At 50.0% G+C, this 20,808-nt stretch carries 14 protein-coding genes and 1 pseudogene; 3 read left to right on the top strand and 12 right to left on the bottom strand.

The window, feature by feature from the left end:
* Positions 1 to 29 precede the first annotated feature (29 nt).
* A complete protein-coding gene (locus M3194_RS02255; protein WP_251651398.1) occupies positions 30 to 2,522 on the top strand; it encodes a glycoside hydrolase family 27 protein in 2,493 nt (830 codons plus the stop codon).
* Between the two features lie 156 nt (positions 2,523 to 2,678).
* Here M3194_RS02255 and M3194_RS02260 read toward each other — a convergent pair whose 3' ends face one another.
* From M3194_RS02260 to M3194_RS02290, 7 genes and pseudogenes are all read right to left on the bottom strand, one after another.
* Positions 2,679 to 3,545, bottom strand: a complete 867-nt coding sequence (locus tag M3194_RS02260) for an aldo/keto reductase (protein WP_251651399.1) — start codon at positions 3,543 to 3,545, stop codon at positions 2,679 to 2,681.
* Positions 3,546 to 3,762: 217 nt separating this feature from the next.
* A complete protein-coding gene (locus tag M3194_RS02265; protein ID WP_463674781.1) occupies positions 3,763 to 4,050 on the bottom strand; it encodes a Ger(x)C family spore germination C-terminal domain-containing protein in 288 nt (95 codons plus the stop codon).
* 152 nt (positions 4,051 to 4,202) lie between these two features.
* Positions 4,203 to 4,631: an organic hydroperoxide resistance protein gene (locus M3194_RS02270; RefSeq protein ID WP_251651401.1), complete on the bottom strand. Its 429-nt coding sequence runs from the start codon at positions 4,629 to 4,631 to the stop codon at positions 4,203 to 4,205.
* Between the two features lie 71 nt (positions 4,632 to 4,702).
* A complete protein-coding gene (locus M3194_RS02275; protein ID WP_251651402.1) occupies positions 4,703 to 5,581 on the bottom strand; it encodes an alpha/beta fold hydrolase in 879 nt (292 codons plus the stop codon).
* A gap of 353 nt (positions 5,582 to 5,934) precedes the next feature.
* Positions 5,935 to 6,350, bottom strand: a pseudogene (locus M3194_RS02280) (oxidoreductase); the annotation flags it as partial.
* A 202-nt stretch (positions 6,351 to 6,552) separates the two neighbouring features.
* A complete protein-coding gene (locus tag M3194_RS02285; protein WP_251651403.1) occupies positions 6,553 to 7,344 on the bottom strand; it encodes a collagen-like protein in 792 nt (263 codons plus the stop codon).
* Between the two features lie 354 nt (positions 7,345 to 7,698).
* Positions 7,699 to 9,534 carry a beta-L-arabinofuranosidase domain-containing protein gene (locus tag M3194_RS02290; protein WP_251651404.1) on the bottom strand — a complete coding sequence of 612 codons (1,836 nt, stop codon included), beginning with the start codon at positions 9,532 to 9,534 and terminating at the stop codon, positions 7,699 to 7,701.
* Between the two features lie 187 nt (positions 9,535 to 9,721).
* Here M3194_RS02290 and M3194_RS02295 point away from each other — a divergent pair, with 187 nt between their 5' ends.
* A complete protein-coding gene (locus tag M3194_RS02295) occupies positions 9,722 to 10,582 on the top strand; it encodes an AraC family transcriptional regulator (protein ID WP_251651405.1) in 861 nt (286 codons plus the stop codon).
* 112 nt (positions 10,583 to 10,694) lie between these two features.
* Complete coding sequence (locus M3194_RS02300; RefSeq protein WP_251651406.1) at positions 10,695 to 11,921, top strand: MFS transporter; 1,227 nt, start codon at positions 10,695 to 10,697, stop codon at positions 11,919 to 11,921.
* 5 nt (positions 11,922 to 11,926) lie between these two features.
* On the opposite strand, the gene M3194_RS02305 is transcribed toward M3194_RS02300, so the two are convergent.
* The 5 genes from M3194_RS02305 to M3194_RS02325 form a co-directional block, all read right to left on the bottom strand.
* Complete coding sequence (locus tag M3194_RS02305; RefSeq protein ID WP_251651407.1) at positions 11,927 to 12,601, bottom strand: PspA/IM30 family protein; 675 nt, start codon at positions 12,599 to 12,601, stop codon at positions 11,927 to 11,929.
* 1 nt (position 12,602) lies between these two features.
* Positions 12,603 to 13,085, bottom strand: a complete 483-nt coding sequence (locus M3194_RS02310) for a hypothetical protein (RefSeq protein WP_251651408.1) — start codon at positions 13,083 to 13,085, stop codon at positions 12,603 to 12,605.
* 138 nt (positions 13,086 to 13,223) lie between these two features.
* On the bottom strand, positions 13,224 to 14,534 hold the full coding sequence (locus M3194_RS02315; RefSeq protein WP_251651409.1) for a sensor histidine kinase: 1,311 nt from the start codon (positions 14,532 to 14,534) through the stop codon (positions 13,224 to 13,226).
* The gene (locus tag M3194_RS02320) at positions 14,518 to 15,198 is read right to left on the bottom strand and encodes a response regulator transcription factor (RefSeq protein WP_251651410.1); all 681 of its coding nucleotides are present in this window, start codon (positions 15,196 to 15,198) and stop codon (positions 14,518 to 14,520) included. The genes M3194_RS02315 and M3194_RS02320 overlap by 17 nt, the downstream gene beginning before the upstream one ends.
* Before the next feature lie 167 nt (positions 15,199 to 15,365).
* On the bottom strand, positions 15,366 to 20,678 hold the full coding sequence (locus tag M3194_RS02325) for an S-layer homology domain-containing protein (protein WP_251651411.1): 5,313 nt from the start codon (positions 20,676 to 20,678) through the stop codon (positions 15,366 to 15,368).
* Positions 20,679 to 20,808 lie beyond the last annotated feature (130 nt).

Raw genomic sequence — 20,808 nt, forward strand, 5'->3', positions numbered from 1 at the left:
CATCCTATTTACGCGAAGGAGTGAAATTTATGAAAGCATTGCACAAACCAAAAATTGCTGCAAAGTTGTTTGTCTCGTTCAAACCGGTAGGCGCCATTATCCTGGGTATTGCCCTCCTGCTGACTGCCGTCTTCGGCGGCTACGGCATACTGGCGCCACGCGTCGCGGAGGCTGCAAACAACGGGTTGGCGCTAAAGCCGCTGATGGGCTGGAGCAGTTACAGCATGCAGGTGTATTCCGGCAACGGCGCATGGATTACGGCGGCGCAAATTAAAGCGCAGTCGGATGCGATGCATCAGAAGTTGCAGTCGCACGGGTATGAGTACATCAACGTAGACGCGGGCTGGAACGGCAGCCTGGACGGCTACGGACGGCCCGTGCCGAGCACAACGCTTTATCCGAACGGACTGACGGAAGTCATAAATTACGTACATGCCAATGGACAAAAGTTCGGCCTGTACATGATTCCGGGTCTCTCCCCGCAAGCTTATGACGCCGATCTGCCGATCTACGGCGCACAAGGCTGTTCGATGCGGGACATTGCCGTCCAACCACTTACTACCGCGGATTATTGGGGATTGGATTACAAAATTGATTTTGGCAACCCATGTGCCCAAAAATACATTGATTCCATCGCGGATCTGTTTGATTCCTGGGGCGTGGATTTCGTGAAATTCGACAGTGTTACCCCGGGATCCGGGCATAACGATACGTCCATCGACGCCCGTGGCGACGTGGCCGCCTGGTCACAGGCTTTGAGCGCGCGCGGAATCTGGTTTGAGATTTCATGGGCGCTCGACCACAACTACGTCGACACCTGGAAGCAGTACGCCAACGGCTGGCGCGTGGACTGGGACGTGGAGTGCTATTGCGTTAATACGGCGCTGACGAGTTGGCCGAACATTGCGCGGCTATTCCCCGACGCCGCAATCTGGTGGCGGGACGCCGGTCCTGGCGGCTGGAACGACTTCGACTCGCTTAACGTCGGCAACGGCGCTATGGACGGACTGACGCAGGACGAGCGGCGGACGGCAATGTCGCTGTGGGCAATGTCCTCTGCGCAGCTGTACACGGGCAACGATCTGACCAACCTGGACGAGTTCGGTTTATCGCTGCTTACAAACGACGAAGTGATCGCCGTCAACCAAGCGGGCCGGCCTGCCCATCCCGTCTCCATGGCGACCAACCAACAAGTCTGGTACGCGAACAACGGCGACGGTACGTATACCGTAGGGTTGTTCAACCTCGGTGCCTCCGCCTCGTCGGTGACTGTCAATTGGAACGATATCGGCCTGAACGGCACCGCATCTGTCCGCGATCTGTGGAACCATAGCGATCTCGGTTCCTTCAATACGGGTTACACCTCCGTCAATTTGCCGCCGCACGCCTCGCGATTGCTCAAGGTGACGGCCGCCGGCGGTTCTGTAACCGCTAACGACGATGATACCGGCGTCAAGTATACGGGTGCCTGGCAGCGCAGCTACAACCGCGGACTCGGAGACTATCAAGATGACGTGCATTTTACTCAGGCGAATAACGATGCCTTTGAATATACCTTCCAGGGCACCGGGATTGAGCTGATCACGGAGAAATCTTCCGATCAAGGGAATATCGACGTCTATATCGATAACGTCTTCAAAGGAACGGTCAGCACCTATAACGCTACAAGGCAGACCCAACAGACCGTGTACAGCGCGAGCGGACTGACGAACGGGACGCATACGATCAAAGCCGTCAAAAAATCCGGCGCTTACATGCTGCTCGACAAGCTGCGCTTCTTCGTGGCGTCGCCGCTCGCCGTGAACGATACGGATCCGGGTATTGTATATTCGGGCGCCTGGTCACTTAATAGCGCCAGAGGCTTCGGCGATTATCAGGATGACGTCCACTTCACGCAGACGAACAACGACTCCGTGCAATACACCTTCAACGGAACTGGTGTCGACCTCGTCACGGAGAAAGACGCAGCTCAAGGCAATATGGATATTTACATTGACAACGTATTCAAGCAAACCGTGAATACCTACAGCCCTTCGCGCCTCGTCCAGCAAACGGTATTCAGCATAAGCGGACTGCCGAGCGGCATTCATACGATCAAAGCCGTTAAAAAATCCGGTACCTACATGCTGCTCGATCAGTTAAAAATAAAAAGTCCGCTCATCCAATACAACGACACCGATTCCGGTATCACCTACACGGGCTCTTGGTCGTTGAATAGCAACCGCGGCTTTGGCGATTACAACAATGACGTTCATTTCACGCAGACGAACAACGATTCCTTCCAATTCGCTTTCACGGGTACTGGCGTGCAGCTCATCACGGAGAAGGACGCGTCTCAGGGCAACGTGGACATCTATATCGACAACGTGTTCCAGACGACGGTCAACACGTCAAGCACCGCACGGCAGGTTAATCAAGTTGTCTACCAGGCAACGGGCTTGACTAGCGGCAATCATACTTTAAAGGCCGTCAAGAAGTCCGGTACGTACATGTTGCTTGACTCTATTCGTGTTACGCCATAATATGGCTCACCACAAAGCAGCTCTAAATGTTGAGCGAATAAAGCAATAGACTTAAAACTCCGAAACAATAACATATCCATAAAAATGGTCGCACCTTAAGGCGCGACCATTTTTCATTATTGAATTCTAATGCCGGTAGAATACTGAAAGTGGCAATTATGCCGTTAGTTGAGCCGCGATGCTGTTTAATTCGGCTACGTCTTCGTCGGATAGCTTCAAGTTGGATGCACCGGCGCAGTTAACAATATTCACCGCTTTGCTGGCGCCGGGAATTGGCAGAATGACTGGCGACAATTGAAGCAGCCATGCAATCGCGATCTGTTGCGGCGACGCATCATAACTTCTGGCAATCCGCGAAAGCTTCTCGTTGCTGCCGATGCCTTGCGCGTTACCCATGCCGTTTAGAGGGCTGTAAGGCAGGAAGGCAATACCGAGCTCTTCGCAGCGCTTCAGTACTTCCATGGACGAATGGTCAAACAAATTCATACGGTTTTGAACAGACGCGACTGTTACGATTTCGCGAGCTTCTTCGAGTTGTGCAACGGAAACGTTGGACAGCCCCACGTGAACGATCTTCCCTTCCCGCTGCAATTCCGCGACTGCTCCCACGGATTCCGCAAACGGAACCTTAGGATCCGGACGGTGGAATTGATAGAGTGCGATTGCTTCCACGCCAAGCGCACGCAAACTGTCCTCGCACGCTTGACGCAAGTGTTCAGGACGGCCGTCGGTTTCCCATCGTCCATCCGGACGAATGTGGCCGCCTTTTGTCGCGATGACCGCTTCGGGCCGATTATGTAAAGCTTTGGCCAGCAGACGTTCGTTATGACCGTTTTCGGTCGAATTCAAACAATACGAATCGGCCGTATCGAACAGGGTAATGCCTTGCTCCAATGCGGCATGCACCGTTCTGATGCCGTCTTCCTCCGAAGGGCGTCCATTAACGGACAACGGCATTCCGCCCATTCCGATTTCCCCTACGATTATTCCCGTCGAACCTAGCTTACGTTGTTGCATTGTCATGGTACAACCTCCTTAGAGATAGTTTTTAAGCTTCCAAAAATAGTAACGAATAATCAGTTTAAGTATATCAGTTCAGCCTTTTCACCAGTAGTACTGAAAAAAACTTCATCTAGTTACTTTGATGTAAGTAAATCATTTATTTCAAACCATATGGAATCCACTCTCTTACAAAACTAGTTGTAATTTCTGCATCAGCCATGAATATTGCCGCATGATATTACTGCGTGATTCCGGTCTCTTCAATTTCCATCTTCACATTCACTTTTACGTTTAACAATCCATATTCTCTTTTCCACTTCTCTTCATTCCAATTTCTCGTCTTGCTCCTAACGAAATCTCCCAAACCAAGCGGGTCGATACCTTCTGTCTGAAACTTTTCAGAGCTGAAACTTTTCTCCAGCACTTCCTTAGCTTTTCCGTCAACAACAGCCAAATACATCCGGCGAGAAGCTTGTGCGTCGCGCAATACAATATCCAGCTCGCTCCGCACCCCTTTTGATGCCAGCTCTTCCGATTAAAACCACTGAAAGCTTTTCCGCGTTGAGGGGTCTGTCCAATCGCTTATCCATTTGTTCCGTCCCCCCGACGCTTGTATGGCCGACCTTCGAGAGTAATAAGGAATGAGCCCGGTTATCCGAGCCCATTCCATAAAGGTTACTAATCGACGACGTTCGAGATGACCTCAATATTACCTCTAGTCGCTTTCGCGTAAGGACATACCTTATGCGCCTCATCAACGACCTCTTGTGCGATGCTGCGATCTACGCCTTTAATCGTAATGTCCAGCGTCACTGAGAGCACATAGCCGTCGTTCACATCCTTGCCGAGCGTGACGTTAGAAACAATGGAAATACCATCCGATTTGATTTTTTTCAAGCGAAGTACGGTTCCCATCGCGCCTTCAAAGCATGCCGCGAATCCTGCGGCGAATAATTGCTCCGGATTAGTTCCCTCTCCATTACCGCCTAATTCCTTTGGATATCGCAAGTCCACGTTCAGCCTGTTATCATTGGAAACAGCTTTTCCCTCTCTTCCGCCTTGAACGTTTACAGTAGCCGTGTATAGTTTCTTTTCAATTTTATTCATTTTCGCATGCTCTCCCATTCATTATCTTTTTATTTTGAACAGATTCAAGGAATTAATCTTCAAACTTTTCTTTAATTATGTTCTAACATAATCGCAGCAACTTGATCCGGAATATCTACTTGCAGCCAGTGCCCAGCAGGCAGCACATGCAATTCAGGCTTTTTCAGAAGCGTTGCCAGGTGCCGCGCGATGCCATAATTAAGATACGGATCGGTTTCGCCCCATATTAGTTTGACTGGGATATGAAGCTGCCACATTTTATTTATTCGTTTTGTGTTTCTTGCCAACTCATCGAAATGTTGTGATGTCATTTGCGCGAACGCCGGACCTGAGCTCGGCTGCTGCCGGAAGTTGGCGTCAATGATTGGACCGAGGAACTTCGAGTAATATTCCTTTTGCTCCTCTGTCAAATGCTCCTGAAACAGACTTCTTTGGAAGTTAAGCACCCATGCGAATTGTTCCGGGCTGCGTAGAATGGCTTGTGTCAGGGCTTTCAGGCTAGTCGTCGCAAACAGTTCGATGAACTCCGGATATTTGGCTGTTGGGGATTCCATGTAAAAAGCGTTTAGCAGGCAAACCGAATCGACGTGCTGCGGATATTCGATCGCATAGTTGATTGCTGCAGGACCGGAGGAATCATGCCCTACGGGCACAATCTTATCGAGCTTCAAGGCTTTCACTACCGCATGGAGATCGTCTAATTGCTGCTCGAAGCTATATTTTGCACCTGCGGGTTTATCCGAAGCGCCAAACCCGAGGAAGTCGAACACAATTACCCGCCTACCGCCTGCTATCAGGTGAGGGACCAAATCATCGTATATATGCAGGTTATCCGGATATCCATGCATGAGGACGTAGGCTGGATCTTTACCCGCGTAGTCGCGAACATAGATGCTGCCTAATCCTCGATCGATACGATGCTCTTTAAAATTTGCATTTATTGTTTTCATGGATTTCCCCCGTCCGTTTGTCTGATTCTTTTCTTAGTATGTCCTTTGTAAAAAGAACAAATATTACACCAATATTAGTCTCATATGCCCGTATTGATCGGATAACAATCGACGATGCTTATTGACTTCACCGACGTCGAAACGTACTTATTATTTGGTAATTAGGATATCCGTTTCACCTCCATCCTCCTTGCGTGCTTGATTGGTTATAAGCATATAATAGTCTCATATGCCCGTAAATGCAAATGGTTACTTTTTCTATCCGGCGAAGTTCCTGTTGGCTTAAATTTGATCATTCAACGCATCAAGCCGTGCATAGGGGCTGCCGTCATTCGCGGAACCAAGAACATCCGCTTCGAGAACGACCGAGCCGACGGAAATCGTTGGTCTGCCCGTTACCTTCTTCACCCATCCCGCCTCAAGTCTGAGCCCTCGAACTCCGGTTCCCAGAATCGGCGAGTCGAGCAATGAAACATATCCACGCCTGCATGCGCCAGCGGCGTCAACCATTGCGCGAGCTGATCCGCGTATCGACAAGCTTCGCGTCGTAGTTGTCCGCCTTCCACTGCGATATGCGAAGCACGATCGGAAAATCCGGGCCGACCGCTTTAAGGCAAGCCTGGATGACCTTCTCTGCGAAACGGTTGCGTGCCGACAAATCGCCGCCGTAGCGGTCCGTGCGGCGATTTGTTTTTGACCAGAAGAACTGATCGATCAAGCAACCGCGAGCGCCATGAAGCTCGATTCCGTCGAACCCGAGGCGTTTCGCGTGTTGCAATAAAGTCCCAAGTTAGCTTAAACAACCACTCCAAAAAATTATTGGATAACACCTCATTTATGTACCTTTTCTAACTAAATATCAAACAGGGATGTTCTCTATCTCAGATAGAAAACATCCCTGTTTTACCGTTCTACTAAGCAACTATATTCGTATCGTAGAAGCAAAGGATCCTTATGAAGATTTTTACCCTCTACGCAATCTGCATAATAACCAGATGTGCAGAATCCGACCTGGTCCCTCCAGCTAATGGAGTGATTGTGAGTGCCGCTGCATTACCTGCGGGATTTCGAACTGTGATTACTGAATTAATGACCGTTGTTTGCACAAGCGCCATTCCTACTATTTGAGAAGTTCCAGTTGCACGTCCAACCACCGTATAAGCTAGGTCAGCGCCATTAAGCGTTAAAAGCAATTGACCCGCTTCGTTTACGTTTACCTGAAACAAAACCTGATATGTGCCAATTGCAGCCAGGTTGAATGAGCTCGCATTTAAGCGAGTAATTGCTGTCCCGCTAATTGGACCGTCTTGCGGAAAACTAACGTCCGTATTAGGAGCCACAGTTGCCGCATTATCAGGAGGCATCAAGGCAAAGAAATCCGCAAAGCCTAATACACCGGTTGCGGGCCCTGCTGGTCCTGCAGGGCCCGCTGGTCCCGCTGGTCCCGTTGGACCTGTTGCTCCTGTTAGACCCGTCGCTCCAGCTGCGCCAATTGCACCTGCAAGCCCCGCTAATCCTTGGGGGCCAAGCGCGCCAATCGCTCCTGCAAGGCCTGCTGCTCCTTGGGGTCCAAGTGCTCCTGCAAGTCCTTCAGGTCCAAGTGAACCGATCGCTCCTACAAGGCCTGCTACTCCTTGGGGTCCAAGTGCTCCTGCGAGTCCTTGGGGGCCAAGCGCGCCAATCGCTCCTGCAAGGCCTGCTGCTCCTTGGGGTCCAAGTGCTCCTGCAAGTCCTTCAGGTCCAAGTGCGCCGATTGCTCCCACAAGTCCAGTTAATCCTTGAGGTCCAAGAGCTCCCGCAAGTCCTTGAGGCCCAACCTCTACAATTGCTTCGGCAAGTCCACTTAATAATTGCTGTCCGTTAAGCGGGGGACACTTTATACAAACATGCTTTCTATGCGGATGACGTTTCTTTTTCTTTCCTTTCGGATGGCATACGATATTGGGTTTTCTTTTGCACCGTTTTTTTGTATCGGAACAACTCAACCATGACACCTCCTATAAAGATTGTACAGTGTACGTGAGTTGTTTTTCTTCAGCATGGACGAATAGCTACCTATTGACTAGACTAGAATCTATTTATAGAAAAATGGGTGAATGATATGGAGGTTCATGTCACTATCCATTTAAGGCTACCGATTCCGCCTCGTAGGCCGAGCTGCCGTCCTTTGCGCCTGAAAAACTACTATATTGCGGCATTCCTTCAGACTTCCAATCCAAATAGACCGTGTATTCTTCTTCCTCTACTCCATATAACGGGATGAATCTTACTTGGCTGTCTCGATCATCATCGACGGCAAATTCCAACTGCTCCGTTGGAAGTTTAATGAGTTTCTCGAGGAGATTACTCTCGAGAACACCCTCCGGCAGACGATCCTGCCCAACCATAGCGAGCAAAATGCTGCCGTACATGACCGCCGATACGCCTTCGGAGCCTTGAAGAGGAACTAGAGACAAGCCGGCATCGATATGGATATCGATGATATCGCAATCCTCAAAAATGCGCTCAATAACGATATATCCGTTGTCTTCTATTAAATTAATAGGAACGGAATTAATTTTTACCGCTTTAACGGCTTTTTTCTTCAGTAATAGTTTTAGTGGCGTAGGACTGGCAGCTTTGATGTCGAGTCTAGATATCGGTCTGTCGGGGAATTCGCTGTTTTGAGAGATGACCACATTCTGCTCTCTCCATATAACCGTTGAAGAAATAAAAGCATTAAGCATGATCGTGCCTTCGCTTTTAAACCAGATGTTTTTCTGCAGCTCACTCATTGCTTCGATTCCGGACGCGGTACAGCACCAGAAAGAGTCATAGGGATCACTAAATTTCTTGACCGCACGGCTGCCCATAGGCTGATGATATTGAGAGAGTCCTGTTTTCGCACTCGCGCTATTCAGTATCGCGTTATATTTCAGCGTCTCCAGATGATCCAGATATTCAATCGACCCGGACCAACCAAGCAATCTCTCCAGAATCCTCTCCGTATTGTGGGCACAACAGCTTTCGCTTTCTCCACCGGTTAACGCATCCCCTAGCTTACCGTGACCTCCCCAATGCTCCGACTTCTCGGATACGCCGCCTTTAACATAAGCTGTAGCCTTTGAGCTGTTATTACCGTTGGCAAAGGTCCTTCCCTGCAAAAACGAATAGAAATTCAAGGCCATCTCCTTGTATTTCGCCTCTCCGCTGATGGAATACCGGTGCATAGAAGCAATGACCATGGGAAGGTGCGTGTTGGCGTGCAGATTCTCAAGCACGTCGTGTCCAGAACCAAGCTGATCGACAAAATAGGTCCTGTCAAACCGGTTCGCCAGCTCCAACAGTCGGGAATCCCCTGTCAATTCGTACAAGGTGTAGACAGTATCGCCGATCCCCCCGAACTCATTCGCTGGATTCACTTTCGTGCACCGGAGAATTCCGTCGATTTTCCAGTATGAGAGCTTGGAGAATCGATGATGAATATAAAGGGCTAGATTTAAGGCAAGAGTCAATGACTTGGAGCTGCCCAAATAGAGATAACCATCGACCAGACCTTGCATAATTTTGTGAAGGGTATAATAAGGCGCCCATACATTTCGATTTTCTTCGAATTCCAAAATATCCAGTTTTCCCTCTTCGAACGCGCTTAGATAACCGTTTGGCTGCGCGCATAATCCCATCATGCCGATAATCTCAAAAGCTTTATTCGCCAACAGCTTGTCTCCATCAGCATTGGAGAATTTCGCGCACGCTGAAAGGAAATGACCTGCAAAATGCCCTCTTAGTCCGCAGTGAATGTCTTCCCATCCACCCAAGGGCTCGGCGTTCGAGGGAATACCTGCATTGAGCTTAAAGGTATGCATGAGGCGATCCACGTCAAATTCAATGAGATATTTTTTTGCGAGTTCTCTTCGACTAGCAAACACTTTGTCAGTCAGTTTGACTTCATCTAAGTTAAAATTGCCTAGCATAGCAAGCACCTCTTTCTTTCGGTTTCTGATGTAAGCGCTAACTCTATTTTATAGCGGATACTCCACTATTTGAATTCACACACTTTGGATTGCATATATTATTTTTGGGTTTTCAATACTAGTAGACATCTCCAATAAAGACAACTTACAATTAGCAATATCACTGACAATGAAGGAGATTGAAACTGTGAATAATTTAAAATTACGGTTTGATCAAATTCTAACCATACAAGAATTTGGATTTCACACGACAAGTAGCCAGTACGCGCATCCGAGTCGAAGGCTTGACTGGGATGTCTTTCTCTATGTCGCTGAGGGCCACATGGAAGTATGGGAAGACGACATTGAGTATGTTATCAAAAAAGGGCAGTTCCTGTTTTTGAGAAGCGGACTAGCTCACTGGGGAGAGCCAAAAACGCCAGCGGGCACATCCTGGTATTGGAGTCATTTTATCGGTCATTCGAATATGGAGGCTTTGCAGGAATTGAATATCAATATGAATTCCTCTCCAGCCGTCTTGAACTCTCAAGAAGGATATCGGAAGTTCATCACTCTGCCCAAACATGGAACGCTACCTCAGCCTAAAATAATGGAAAATAGACTGGCTGCCCTCGTTCAATTGTTTCATTCAAGCGACCCTTTCCGGACAATTACCCTGAGCTTGCAATCCATGGAGATGTATATGAACCTATACAAAGATTCCATGCAAGAACACCAGCCAACCAAATCCGACCGTACGGTACAGCGGATTATTGATTACCTCGAGCATAAGATCTGCTATGACATAGATTCCAAGGAGCTTGCGGCTAGTCTCGATATGAATTACAGCTACCTGTGCGAAATCTTCAAGCAGAAAACCGGTAACACGATTAACCAGTACAACGCCCGGCTGTTCATGAATAAAGCAATCGGACTGATGAAGGATTCGCATCGAAATGTATCGGAGATCAGCGAGCTGCTCGGGTTTAAAAACCCCTTTTATTTCAGCAGGGTATTTAGCAAGCATATTGGTTGCTCTCCATCGGAATACATGAGCCGGATTTATTGACCGATGTATTCAGCGGCCGCAGTGTTAAGCAAGACAAGTATCGGATGTACTCGGCAACGTATCACAAGCGGTACACGAATAAATGCTTCGCAACTAGAAAGGATGGCTTATCTTGCATGTAAAAGGCTCGTCCGTGCTCCATAACCGCTCGTTCTTGCGCTTATGGATCGCACGGATTTTCTCAGCTAGTGCTTTTCAAATCTTGTCCGTCACTATCGGTTGGCAAATGTACGATCTGACGGGCAGCGCCTTTAAGCTCGGCCTCGTCGGCCTGGCTCAGTTCTTGCCCATGCTGCTGCTGACTCTGCCGGCGGGGCAGACTGCGGACCGCTACGATCGCCGTTCTATCGTCTATCTTTGCCAACTGATAGAGAGCGCCGTCGTCGTCCTGCTCGTCATCGGCAGCTTGCAGGGCTGGCTGGATGCCATTCATTTGTTAATTGCCGCCGCCCTTCTTGGCGCTTGCCGTACCTTTGAAGGACCGGCTTCAGCCGCGCTAATTCCGGATATCGTGGACCGCGAGCAATTGCCTAAAGCAGCAGCCTGGTCCGCTTCGGCGATGCAGACGGCAATGATTGTCGGCCCGGCACTCGGAGGCGTACTTGTCATCTGGGGCGTTTCTTTTGCGTACATGACCACGTTGATCGCGCTCCTGGTATCGGCCATACTGATCTTCTTCGTCAAGACCGTTCACTTTGTGAAGAAGCTGGATTCCATCAACATGGACACCTTCTTCAGCGGAATACGGTTCGTATTCGCACGCAAAATCATCCTCGGCACCATCTCGCTTGACCTGTTCGCCGTTCTGCTTGGCGGCGCGACTGCGTTGCTGCCTATCTTTGCAGAGGATATTCTTAAGACCGGTTCGCTTGGTCTTGGCCTGCTTCGTTCCGCGCCGGCAGTCGGCGCGATCGTCGTTTCTCTTATTCTAACGCGTTATTCGGTTGAGAAGGCTATTGGCAAGACGCTGTTTGCCTCTCTCGTGATTTTCGCATTAGCGACGATCTTGTTCGGACTCTCCCGTAATTTATGGCTATCTCTCTTCGCGTTGTTTCTCACCGGCGCTTCCGACGTCGTCAGCGTTGTTATCCGTTCGACGCTCGTACAGGTTAACACGCCCCAGGAGATGCAGGGCCGCGTTAATGCCGTCAATTCGCTGTTCATTGGCACATCGAATCAGCTTGGGGAATTCGAATCCGGCACGATGGCCGGACTCGTTGGCGCCGTACCAGCGACCATTATCGGCGGCATTGGGACACTAGCCGTCGCCGTCATCTGGATGTATGGGCTTTTCCCTGTTCTTCGTAATCAGAACAAGTACGCGGTAGAAGAAGGGTAAGCATGCTATTCTACTGCTTCTTCTGCTGACTGCTTCAATTCTGCCAGTGATGCTTCGATCTCCGGCGTAAGCGACGGATCAAGATACTGCGGCGCGGATCGTTTAGACAATACATTGAAATGATTCATGGCCTCCAGCTCCGCCTCGATCATCAGCACTCTCTCCTCCGCGCGAGCGAATCCTCTGACCATGCCGTCCGTTTGGAACGATACGATACTCTGGTTCAGCTGCTTCAGGGAGCTTGCCACATTAACCCGGGATTCAAGCAGCAGCCGGCGATGATTATATTCCTCTGATTGCGCTTGCAGCTGGGCGATACGCTCCTCAAGCACCTTTGTTTGTTCCCGGATCTTTGCATATTGCTCGTGATAAACGGCAAGCTTCTTCTCCTGCAGCAGCTTCTCCTGCAGCGCCAGCTTCGCGATCTGATCCTCGCCTTGGGCCACCGCCAATCTTGCTTGGCGGTCCCGCTTCTCTACTGCCGTTTCGGCATTCGCTATCAGCGCCGCTTGCCTCTTCTCAATGTACAGCTGATGAGCCAGCGCACGCTGCCCTTTCTCCAGCTCAACACTAAATTCCCGCATATATTGATTCACCATATGAAGCGGCTTCTCGCACTTATCGATCAGTACGTTCGTTTCGGCTAAAAACACGTTTTTGACACGCGTGAAGATCCCCATCTTACTTCGACTCCTTCGTTTGATTTTGTTGAATTTCCCATTGATCCAGGAAATCCGAGGCCGTCGGAATGCCTGCAAGTACACTAGACCCCTCGGCTACTCTTGACCGTTTGCCTCGCCTTCTCACCCATAACCATAAAAGTCCGACGACTAGAATCGTTCCGGCCACTGCTACTCCGGATCCAATGCCGTGCTCAAGACCCGGCTCGATATGTACGCTGCGCCCTCCGATCATCGGCCCTTGCGCCGGTATGGACAGAGCTGCATCTTCACCGCGCAGCGCTGGCACAGCCGCGTCCTCGCCATTTTTCATTTCAATCTTCATGCTGCCTGCAGGCCTGCCATGAAATTCCTGACTAACCCTTACAACTTTCATGGCATCACGCCCGTGCTCACCAACCGCAAAACTTAAGCCGGCTCCGACAGCTGCAAGGATAACAGTTGCCAGCACCGCTTTTTTTACCCAAGGTCTCGTGCGTCTCACGCATGAATCATCCTCTCATAACTGTGTTCTTGTCACTACAGTAGCAACTATATCGCGCTATGGTAAAAGTATGGTAAAGGACAAAAAAAACCCTTCCTCTTCATTATTTAAGAGAAAGGGCTGCTCGACTTTTGTGTGCTATACAGGAAACTCTATTGAAAATGTACTTCCTTTGCCAGGTGAACTCTCGAGAACGACCGAGCCCCGATGAGCTATAACGATCTGCTTCGCAATTGCAAGTCCAAGCCCCGCGCTGCCCTCCTCACGAGAGCGATGTTTCTCGACACGGTAAAACCGGTCAAAGATGCGCGGCTGATCCGCTTCGGCAATGCCGATGCCGCTGTCCCTGACAATGATCCGCCACTGCTTCGGATTAGGATCAAGGCCAACGTCGACCTTGCCTTTCTCAGGCGTGTACTTGATCGCATTATCCAAGAGGATATAGACCAACTGCTTCAATCGCTCCGGATCTCCCTTCACGGTCAGGGTCTCCGGCAGCATCGTCCGAAGAGCAATTTCTTTCTTCTGAGCAACACTATCGAAGGCAAGCACCCACTGGCGGAGCTTTGGCGCAATGTCGAAAGCGCTCATCTCGAACTCAACTGAGCCAGCGTCGGATCGGGCAAGCATCAGTAAGTGCTGCACCATCCGGCTCATCCGGCCAATCTCTTCCTTCATATCCGTAACGACTTCCTTCGAATAAGGCGTAAGGGTATCTCCGTTCTCCAGATCAATCACGTCGAGGGATGTATTCATAATGCTGAGCGGCGTCCTCAGTTCATGTGATGCATCCGCCAGAAATTGCTGCTGCTGCTTAAAGGTTAGTTGGATTGGAATCATCGCCTTTTGGGACATCGAAGAGCTGAGCTTGATGGCAGCGATAATGAAAATGATAAGAATAATAACGAACACAATGAGAAGATTGCGGAGGATATCCCAATAAAACGTGACATCCTTCGCTGCATAGATTGTGGCCGGCCCACTCGTCGTCATTATCGGATGAGCGCCAATAAAGAGCAGTCGGGTATCCGTCCTGATTATAAAATCCCCAAAGCGTTCTTGCTGTTCAGGCTGCCAGCGCAACCGGAATTTATCTTGGTCCGGCTGCCACTCTCTAATCTCTTCCCTATTTCGCTCGCTAAGCTGCGGGATTGCATCGCTCTGAGCAAGCACTTGACCACGTTTATCCAGCACATAGAAAAAGTACAGATTATCGCTGCGGCTGTTCACCAAATTCGGAACGACAACACGTCCTTCCTCGGTTGCGTACATGGTTGAGCGAAGCGAATTGCTCTGCTCCTGATACGTCATGAAGATAAAGAAGAGAGATACGATGATCGAGAATAATACAAGAAACAGAATGATGAGCCACGTGTAGGTAACGGTAAGCTTCCTCTGCGTGTATTGGAATATGTCGGGCTTCTTCCCTTTTTTAAGCGTCCATTTCAAACCGGTAGCCTACCCCCCTGATGCTGTGAATGACTGTCTCCCCATTCGAATCATTCAGCTTGTCCCGTAGCATCTTCACGGTAACATCGACATTCTTGTAGGAAACATCACTGCCTAGCCCCCAGATGCGATTGAGAATCGCCTCTCTAGTAAGCACATTGCCGGTGTTCTGCAGGAAAAAATCGAGCAGCTGATACTCCCTCGGGCTAAGCTGGACCTCTGCGCCGTCCCGCGACAGCTGGTGTGAGGTGCGATTAAGCGTGAACGGTCCGAACTTCACAATATCCAACTGCCTTGGCGCAAAATTTCGCCGAGCCAGCACACGAAGACGGGCGAGCAGCTCCTCCATCTCAAATGGCTTAGTCAGATAATCGTCGGCTCCCGCATCGAGGCCAAAAATTTTATCCTGCAGCGAATCCTTCGCCGTCAAGAGGACGATGGCTTGTCCATAATGGTTGCTCCGCAGCCGCTTGCAGACATCGACCCCGTCCATAAGCGGCATCATCCAGTCCAGGATGAGCACATCATAAGCCGAGCCATAGGAATAAGCAAGCGCATCCTCGCCGTTCTCCACCCAATCGACGTGATATCCTCCCTTTTTCTCCAACATGTATTTAACAAGCTTGCCAAGCTTCTTATCATCTTCCGCCAATAAAATATTCACGTTTACGCTCACCGCCGCTACATTCGAAATAATAGGTTAGTATATCAAATAAACGGTAAAAATACGGTAAAAATAATTCGGTCCGCTAGATTAGCAAGCAAAAAGCGATCACTCCCCGGCATCCAAAATGCCGGAAAGCGATCGCTTTGTTTAAGGCTTTATTTATTTTACTTTTCCATGGCTTTGAGCAAAGTCGCTAGCATCTTGGCCGCTTCGCCTCTAGTTGCGATCTTCGCTGGCGAAAACTGTTTATTGGGCAGGCCGTTAATAATCTCGGCTTGCTGCGCCTTTCTCACAGCTTCGCGCGCGTATGCGGAAATGTTGGCTTCGTCCTTGAAATGGATAGGCTGCGCGCTGTTCTTGAGCGTGTATCCGAGCAAGTCGGACAGTCTTACGAGGATAACCGCCATTTGTTCCCTCGAAATTTTCTCGTTAGGAGCAAAGGCATCCGGTTTAACTCCTAGCACGATGTTATTCTTCTTCGCCCATTCTACATATGGCGAGTACCAGTCGCCTGGCTTGACGTCCGCAAACGAGCTGCTCGTGAACGCGGACACGTCCGCTCCGGCGGCTCCGGCGATCAACTTGACGAATTCGCCGCGCGTGATCGCGTTATTCGGCAAGAACTGGCTGTCGTTAGCGCCGCTGATAATATCCTTACCCACCAGATAATAAATGTCCGCTTTAGCCCAGTGAGCGTCGGCGTCTTTGAAATCCAAGATCTTCTGCGTCGTTAGCACGTACTCGGCCGACGTCGAGGAAGTGAAAGGAATCGCTGCCGTTCCGTTTTCGTCCAGGGTAAGCTCAGATACGAGCACAGGAGCCTGATCGGCGGAATTTACCGCGTAGAAGAACAGCTTTTTGCCCGCATTGCCCGTCGGGATTTCAAGCGTCATTTTCCCCGGAAGAGCTCCTTTATGGTTGAGAGACAAGCCCATAACAACTTTCTGTTTATTCACTTGCACAGGGGTCGAAACTTTCCCTACGGGAGCTTGATTTTTGATGGTAACGCCTAAATCTACGCTAGCGTTAGGATTCGTGATGTCCGAGCCGTTAACCTTCCATTTGTAGCCGTTGCCCGCAAACGTCATCGTCGCGTTCTTGTCCTTCGCGAGTTCCGCGAAGACGTCGGATTTCACGACGCTGTCCTTGGTCAGATCGACATCCGGTTTAGTCTCTTCCGGACCCCCATTGCCCGGACCTGGAGGCGTAGTCGGCTTAGCAACGATTGTCGCGATGGCCGTCGCCTTCAAACCGCTAAACGCAGCCGTAATTTCTTCGTCGCCCTCGGCATCTGCGATGATTACTCCATCATCTTGCAGGTGTGCCTTTCCGTTCTTGAAGCTGAAGGTAACGTCCTTCGCGTCCAGGGCGTAAACCGCGCCGTAAGCGTTGGTCGCTTTAATCGTTGGGATGAACGTATTGCCGACCTGTATGGATTCAGGGACGAACAAATTCAGCTTGACCGGCTTGACGTCCGTAGGCTTAACCGTCTCGATCGTGATGGAGCTGGCTTTTCCTCCGGATACTCCCGTGATAACCGTAGAACCGCTTGTCTTGGATGTGACCGCGCCATTCTCGTCCACGGAAGCGACCGCTTCATTGCTCGAGCTCCACTTGATTCCGACTAGATCGTGATTGTTAATTTGGGTCACGTAATTGGCAGGATACTCTCGGAAATCGCCGAACATATCCAATTGGACTTTGGAACCGATGACCGCACTCATCTTGTTGCCAATGATGGCTTCGTTTTTAATATACGTCTTCGTGAGAAGCGGATCGTAGGTGAATTTCATCTTGCCGTCGGTAAGCGTTATTTTGCCGCTTCCCAGCATATCCCCGTCTCCGTGCGAGACATAGGTTTTATCCGCGCCATTACCGGTGATGATGTATTTCACTCCGTCTACGTCCCATGTTTGAAGCGTATGAAGGTGTCCGAACAAACTGTAAATCTCGGTGTCCGGATGGGCCTTTTTATACTCGCCGAGAATGGATTCGTATTTCTTAGCATCCTCTGGATCCATTTGGTGAGCCGTACCGAAAGAATCCCTCGTAATAACATGGTCGAATACGAGCACGTTCTTCTTCGTGTTCTTGGCCAGAACGTCTTCGAGCCAATGGAATTGGGTCGAATCCGATTCGGTAATGCTTTGAATATAAGCCGAATTCAACATAATGATCTGCGTGTCCCCGTATTCGAAATGCTGCGTCGGAGAACCAAATTTCTTGTAAAAGATGTCCAGCGTGTTCTTGAAGGCCTCGTGATTGCCCGCGAGCACGAAGAACGGCTTGCTACCGAACAGCTTCGTGAAATCGTCCGCCTGATCGTACTGCAATTGCGAGCCGTCGTCGACGATGTCGCCCATGTGCATAACCAAGGAAGTATCGTCGGCCGCCGCACGGCTAAACAGCTTTTGGGTAAAAGCGTTGCCTTGCGTATCGGGAATTACCGAGATGCTGAAGTTATGGCCGTCAGCAGGCTGGGCTATGGCTTCGAGCGTCAATTCATCCTTATAGGTCGGCATGGCGTTCCCCGCATTATCCCGGGCATTGATGCTTAAGGTATAAGCGCCATTCGCCAAGTTGCTTGCCGGTTCGGCATATCCCCAACCTGTCTTGGCATCGTAATACACCGGCAGCTCGATATCATTCATCTTAACGGAAATGCTCGCCGGATCCACTTGCGATTTGCTGTCCAACAGCTTGAACGTGACCCTCGGCGTCGGAATTTTGACTTTGACGTCCTTCGTCGGCGTTACGTCCGTCATCGCCGGAGCCTCTTCGTCCGGAGTCAAATCTACATGGTACGTTTTATCGATCCAAGGTACGGACTGGTTGCCAGCTCCGTCTTTGGCTTCAACGTATACCCTGTAATCTCCCTGAACCAGATTTTCCAGCTTGAAGCTCAGACGGCCCGTAGCTTTGTCGTAAGTATAAGTCTGAGGCGCGTCGTTCACTTTGACGATCATGCTGTCCTCTTTTACGCCCGAGAGGTTATCGGTAATCGTCGTCGAGAAATCCAGGGTGCTGTCGAACCAGCCGTCAGACGATGGGGACGTATTCGAGAATACGGGACCGCTGATGTCTTGAACCTCGTCGGTATAAATAAATTTCATATCGTCGAAATAGATCGAACCGGAATAGTTAGGCTTTGTTTTCGTTGTCTCGGCCATGTACACGTAATTCAGCCGAATCGGCAATGCCCAGCCTTGAGGAATATTGAGCTCGAGATATTTCCAGCCTACCCAATCGATATCTTGAGTTTCGGTAGTCAGATCGAGCGTTTTGTTGGTGTTGGTACCGTCTTTAAAAATGACTCTCAACCAAGGAGCTTTACCGTCTCCGTATACCCAAATCCCGAACTTCTTCGGATAGATATCGGTTTTATAGGATTTATCCATCGATTCGGCAAGGCTATCGCTCCAATTGGGGCCCTTATACCAATGCGGAATCCAATTTAAAGTGCCGTTTGCGGCTTTACTCCAATTGGCCATATCGTAATCCATTTTAAAGCTTCGGTCTCCCGAATGCTTGATCGCCGTTGAGAAACTGAAATAAGGGCTGCTTGCGGTACTCGTGTTCGCAGGATAGGCTGTTCCGCTAAAATGATAACCTTGAATCGGAAAGTTGCTCGGACTGATTCCGTTGCTATCCGAAACGGTATCGAAGTTGTCGATGATCTGCTCTTTGGGTCCGACCGTAACATTGGTCGTTATCGTATACGATCCGAACGTTGCGGTAAGCGTGCCCGTGCCGCCGTTCTCGTTCGTCGTGACGAGACCGGTTGCGTCTACGTCCCCGATGCCTCCGGAAAGGCTCCAAGTCGCGACGGAAGGATCAATGTACACCTGATTCCCGGACCCGTCGACCGCGGTGAATCCGAACTGCTTTTTCTCCTTGTTCATCATAACCACGTTGTTGCTCGTAAAGGCCGCATTGTTGACGGTATCCACGACCGTTACCTGTGCGCTGCCTTTCACGCCGTCCACCGTCGCGGTTACTTCCCCTGCGCCGATTCCCGCATTCGCGACATAATGGCCGGCCGGGTCGACGCTTCCGATGGTCGATGCCCAAGTTGCGGGACCGTTGCCGCTGGAGATCGGATTGCCGAATTCATCCGCCAAACGATAGGAGAAATCGTATTTCGAGCCGGTATAGAGCGTCACGTTCTTGTCGACGACCACGTTGCCGACCGTCGTTCCTTTTGTCGCCGTGCTGACGAATAGCAACGAGCTGGATACGAGTCTGGATCCGTTGACATCGCCCGGATGGCTTATCGTTACCGGACGATCGCTGCCGGCTTGGCGCACGATCATCTCCGTTGAGCCGCCGCCGTCCAGATTAAGCGCATTGACGGCTCCCGCCTCTTGCAGATATTTCGCGAGATCGTCAAGACTAGTCCCTATGCTGCCGGTATAACTGGAGCTTGGCTTGTCTACGGTAACCGCGATTAAGCTTCCGTCCGCCTTCATGCCCAATGCCGTATGGGCGTTAGGGGCCGTGTCTCCGGTCGACAGCGCTACGCCGTCACGCACAAGCCAAGTGTTAAAGGTAATTGACGTCACGATATCATTGTTCATCATATCGTTGTTGTTCGCATCCTTGCCTGCGTACAAATCGTACTTAAAGCTCACCTCGGCGTTAGTCTGCAACGCCTCGACGATCGATTTCGATGTGCCTACGCCTTCCAGAACGACGGAATCGTCGGGAATATCGAAGCCTTCCGTGGTGGTAACATTAACGACGGTACCCGTGTAATTCTGCCCTGGATGAACGCCGTCGAAATTGTTATTGACGCGGATCAACGCAAAAGCTGACTTGCCTCTATCGGCAGCGTAGTTATGCGTCATTTTGCGCGTTTTCGTAATTTTGCTCGTGTGGATGACCAAACCGTCCGTCACTTTTTGGTTTCGGTTCAGCAGGTTTACATCGTAGTCGGTCCCCGCAACCGAGATTTTACCTTCCGCATGAACTTGGTTAATTCCGGGCTTATTTGCGTTATCCATATAAAAGCTGGTGCGATAATTAGCTGCGTTTTCGTCCGGAGCCTGGCTGATAATCAGCTCGCCGTCCTTCATCATTAGCCCTAGCGGACTTCCGGAGGCAGGATCGATATCGTAAAAATCGCCGTCGATTCCGGCAATGACTTGATTGCCCTTCAAAATTTCCCGGTTTGCCTGATCGCCGACCGTTTCCACGGCGCTGATGGTATCGTATGCCTTGGCGGTAATGATCCTCGTATTCGAGTCTGCCGGATTAATATCCAGACGGTTAACGACCACTCGATTGTTCTCTTTATAGTAGTTATTGTATTCCTCCGAGGTAAAGTGGACGCCGGATGAAATCTTCTCGCTTTTCAGGACGTTTACGCCCGGCGGAGCTGCATTGGCCGTCATAGCGCCAATATTGGATAAATTCAGTACCGTCGCGAGTGCCAGCACCATCGCCGGCCATTTTTTGTTTCTAATAAACTTTCTCATGATGACTCTCCTCTTATTTTTTTATAAATGATTGTTTTCTACAACTCTCCTTTCGATTAACAATTTATTTTATCTATGAAACATTAACTAAACGCGAGAGAAAATCGCCTGATGTGTTAAAAATTTCATT

It is taken from the genome of Paenibacillus glycanilyticus, assembly GCF_023715145.1.
In the GTDB taxonomy this organism is placed as follows: domain Bacteria; phylum Bacillota; class Bacilli; order Paenibacillales; family Paenibacillaceae; genus Pristimantibacillus; species Pristimantibacillus glycanilyticus_A.

Coding starts and splice junctions, on each gene's coding strand:
- M3194_RS02305 (WP_251651407.1), bottom strand. CDS start 12,601: ATGGGGATCTTCACGCGTGTCAAAAACGTGTTTTTAGCCGAAACGAAC.
- M3194_RS02275 (WP_251651402.1), bottom strand. CDS start 5,581: ATGAAAACAATAAATGCAAATTTTAAAGAGCATCGTATCGATCGAGGA.
- M3194_RS02270 (WP_251651401.1), bottom strand. CDS start 4,631: ATGAATAAAATTGAAAAGAAACTATACACGGCTACTGTAAACGTTCAA.
- M3194_RS02255 (WP_251651398.1), top strand. CDS start 30: ATGAAAGCATTGCACAAACCAAAAATTGCTGCAAAGTTGTTTGTCTCG.
- M3194_RS02290 (WP_251651404.1), bottom strand. CDS start 9,534: ATGCTAGGCAATTTTAACTTAGATGAAGTCAAACTGACTGACAAAGTG.
- M3194_RS02325 (WP_251651411.1), bottom strand. CDS start 20,678: ATGAGAAAGTTTATTAGAAACAAAAAATGGCCGGCGATGGTGCTGGCA.
- M3194_RS02260 (WP_251651399.1), bottom strand. CDS start 3,545: ATGACAATGCAACAACGTAAGCTAGGTTCGACGGGAATAATCGTAGGG.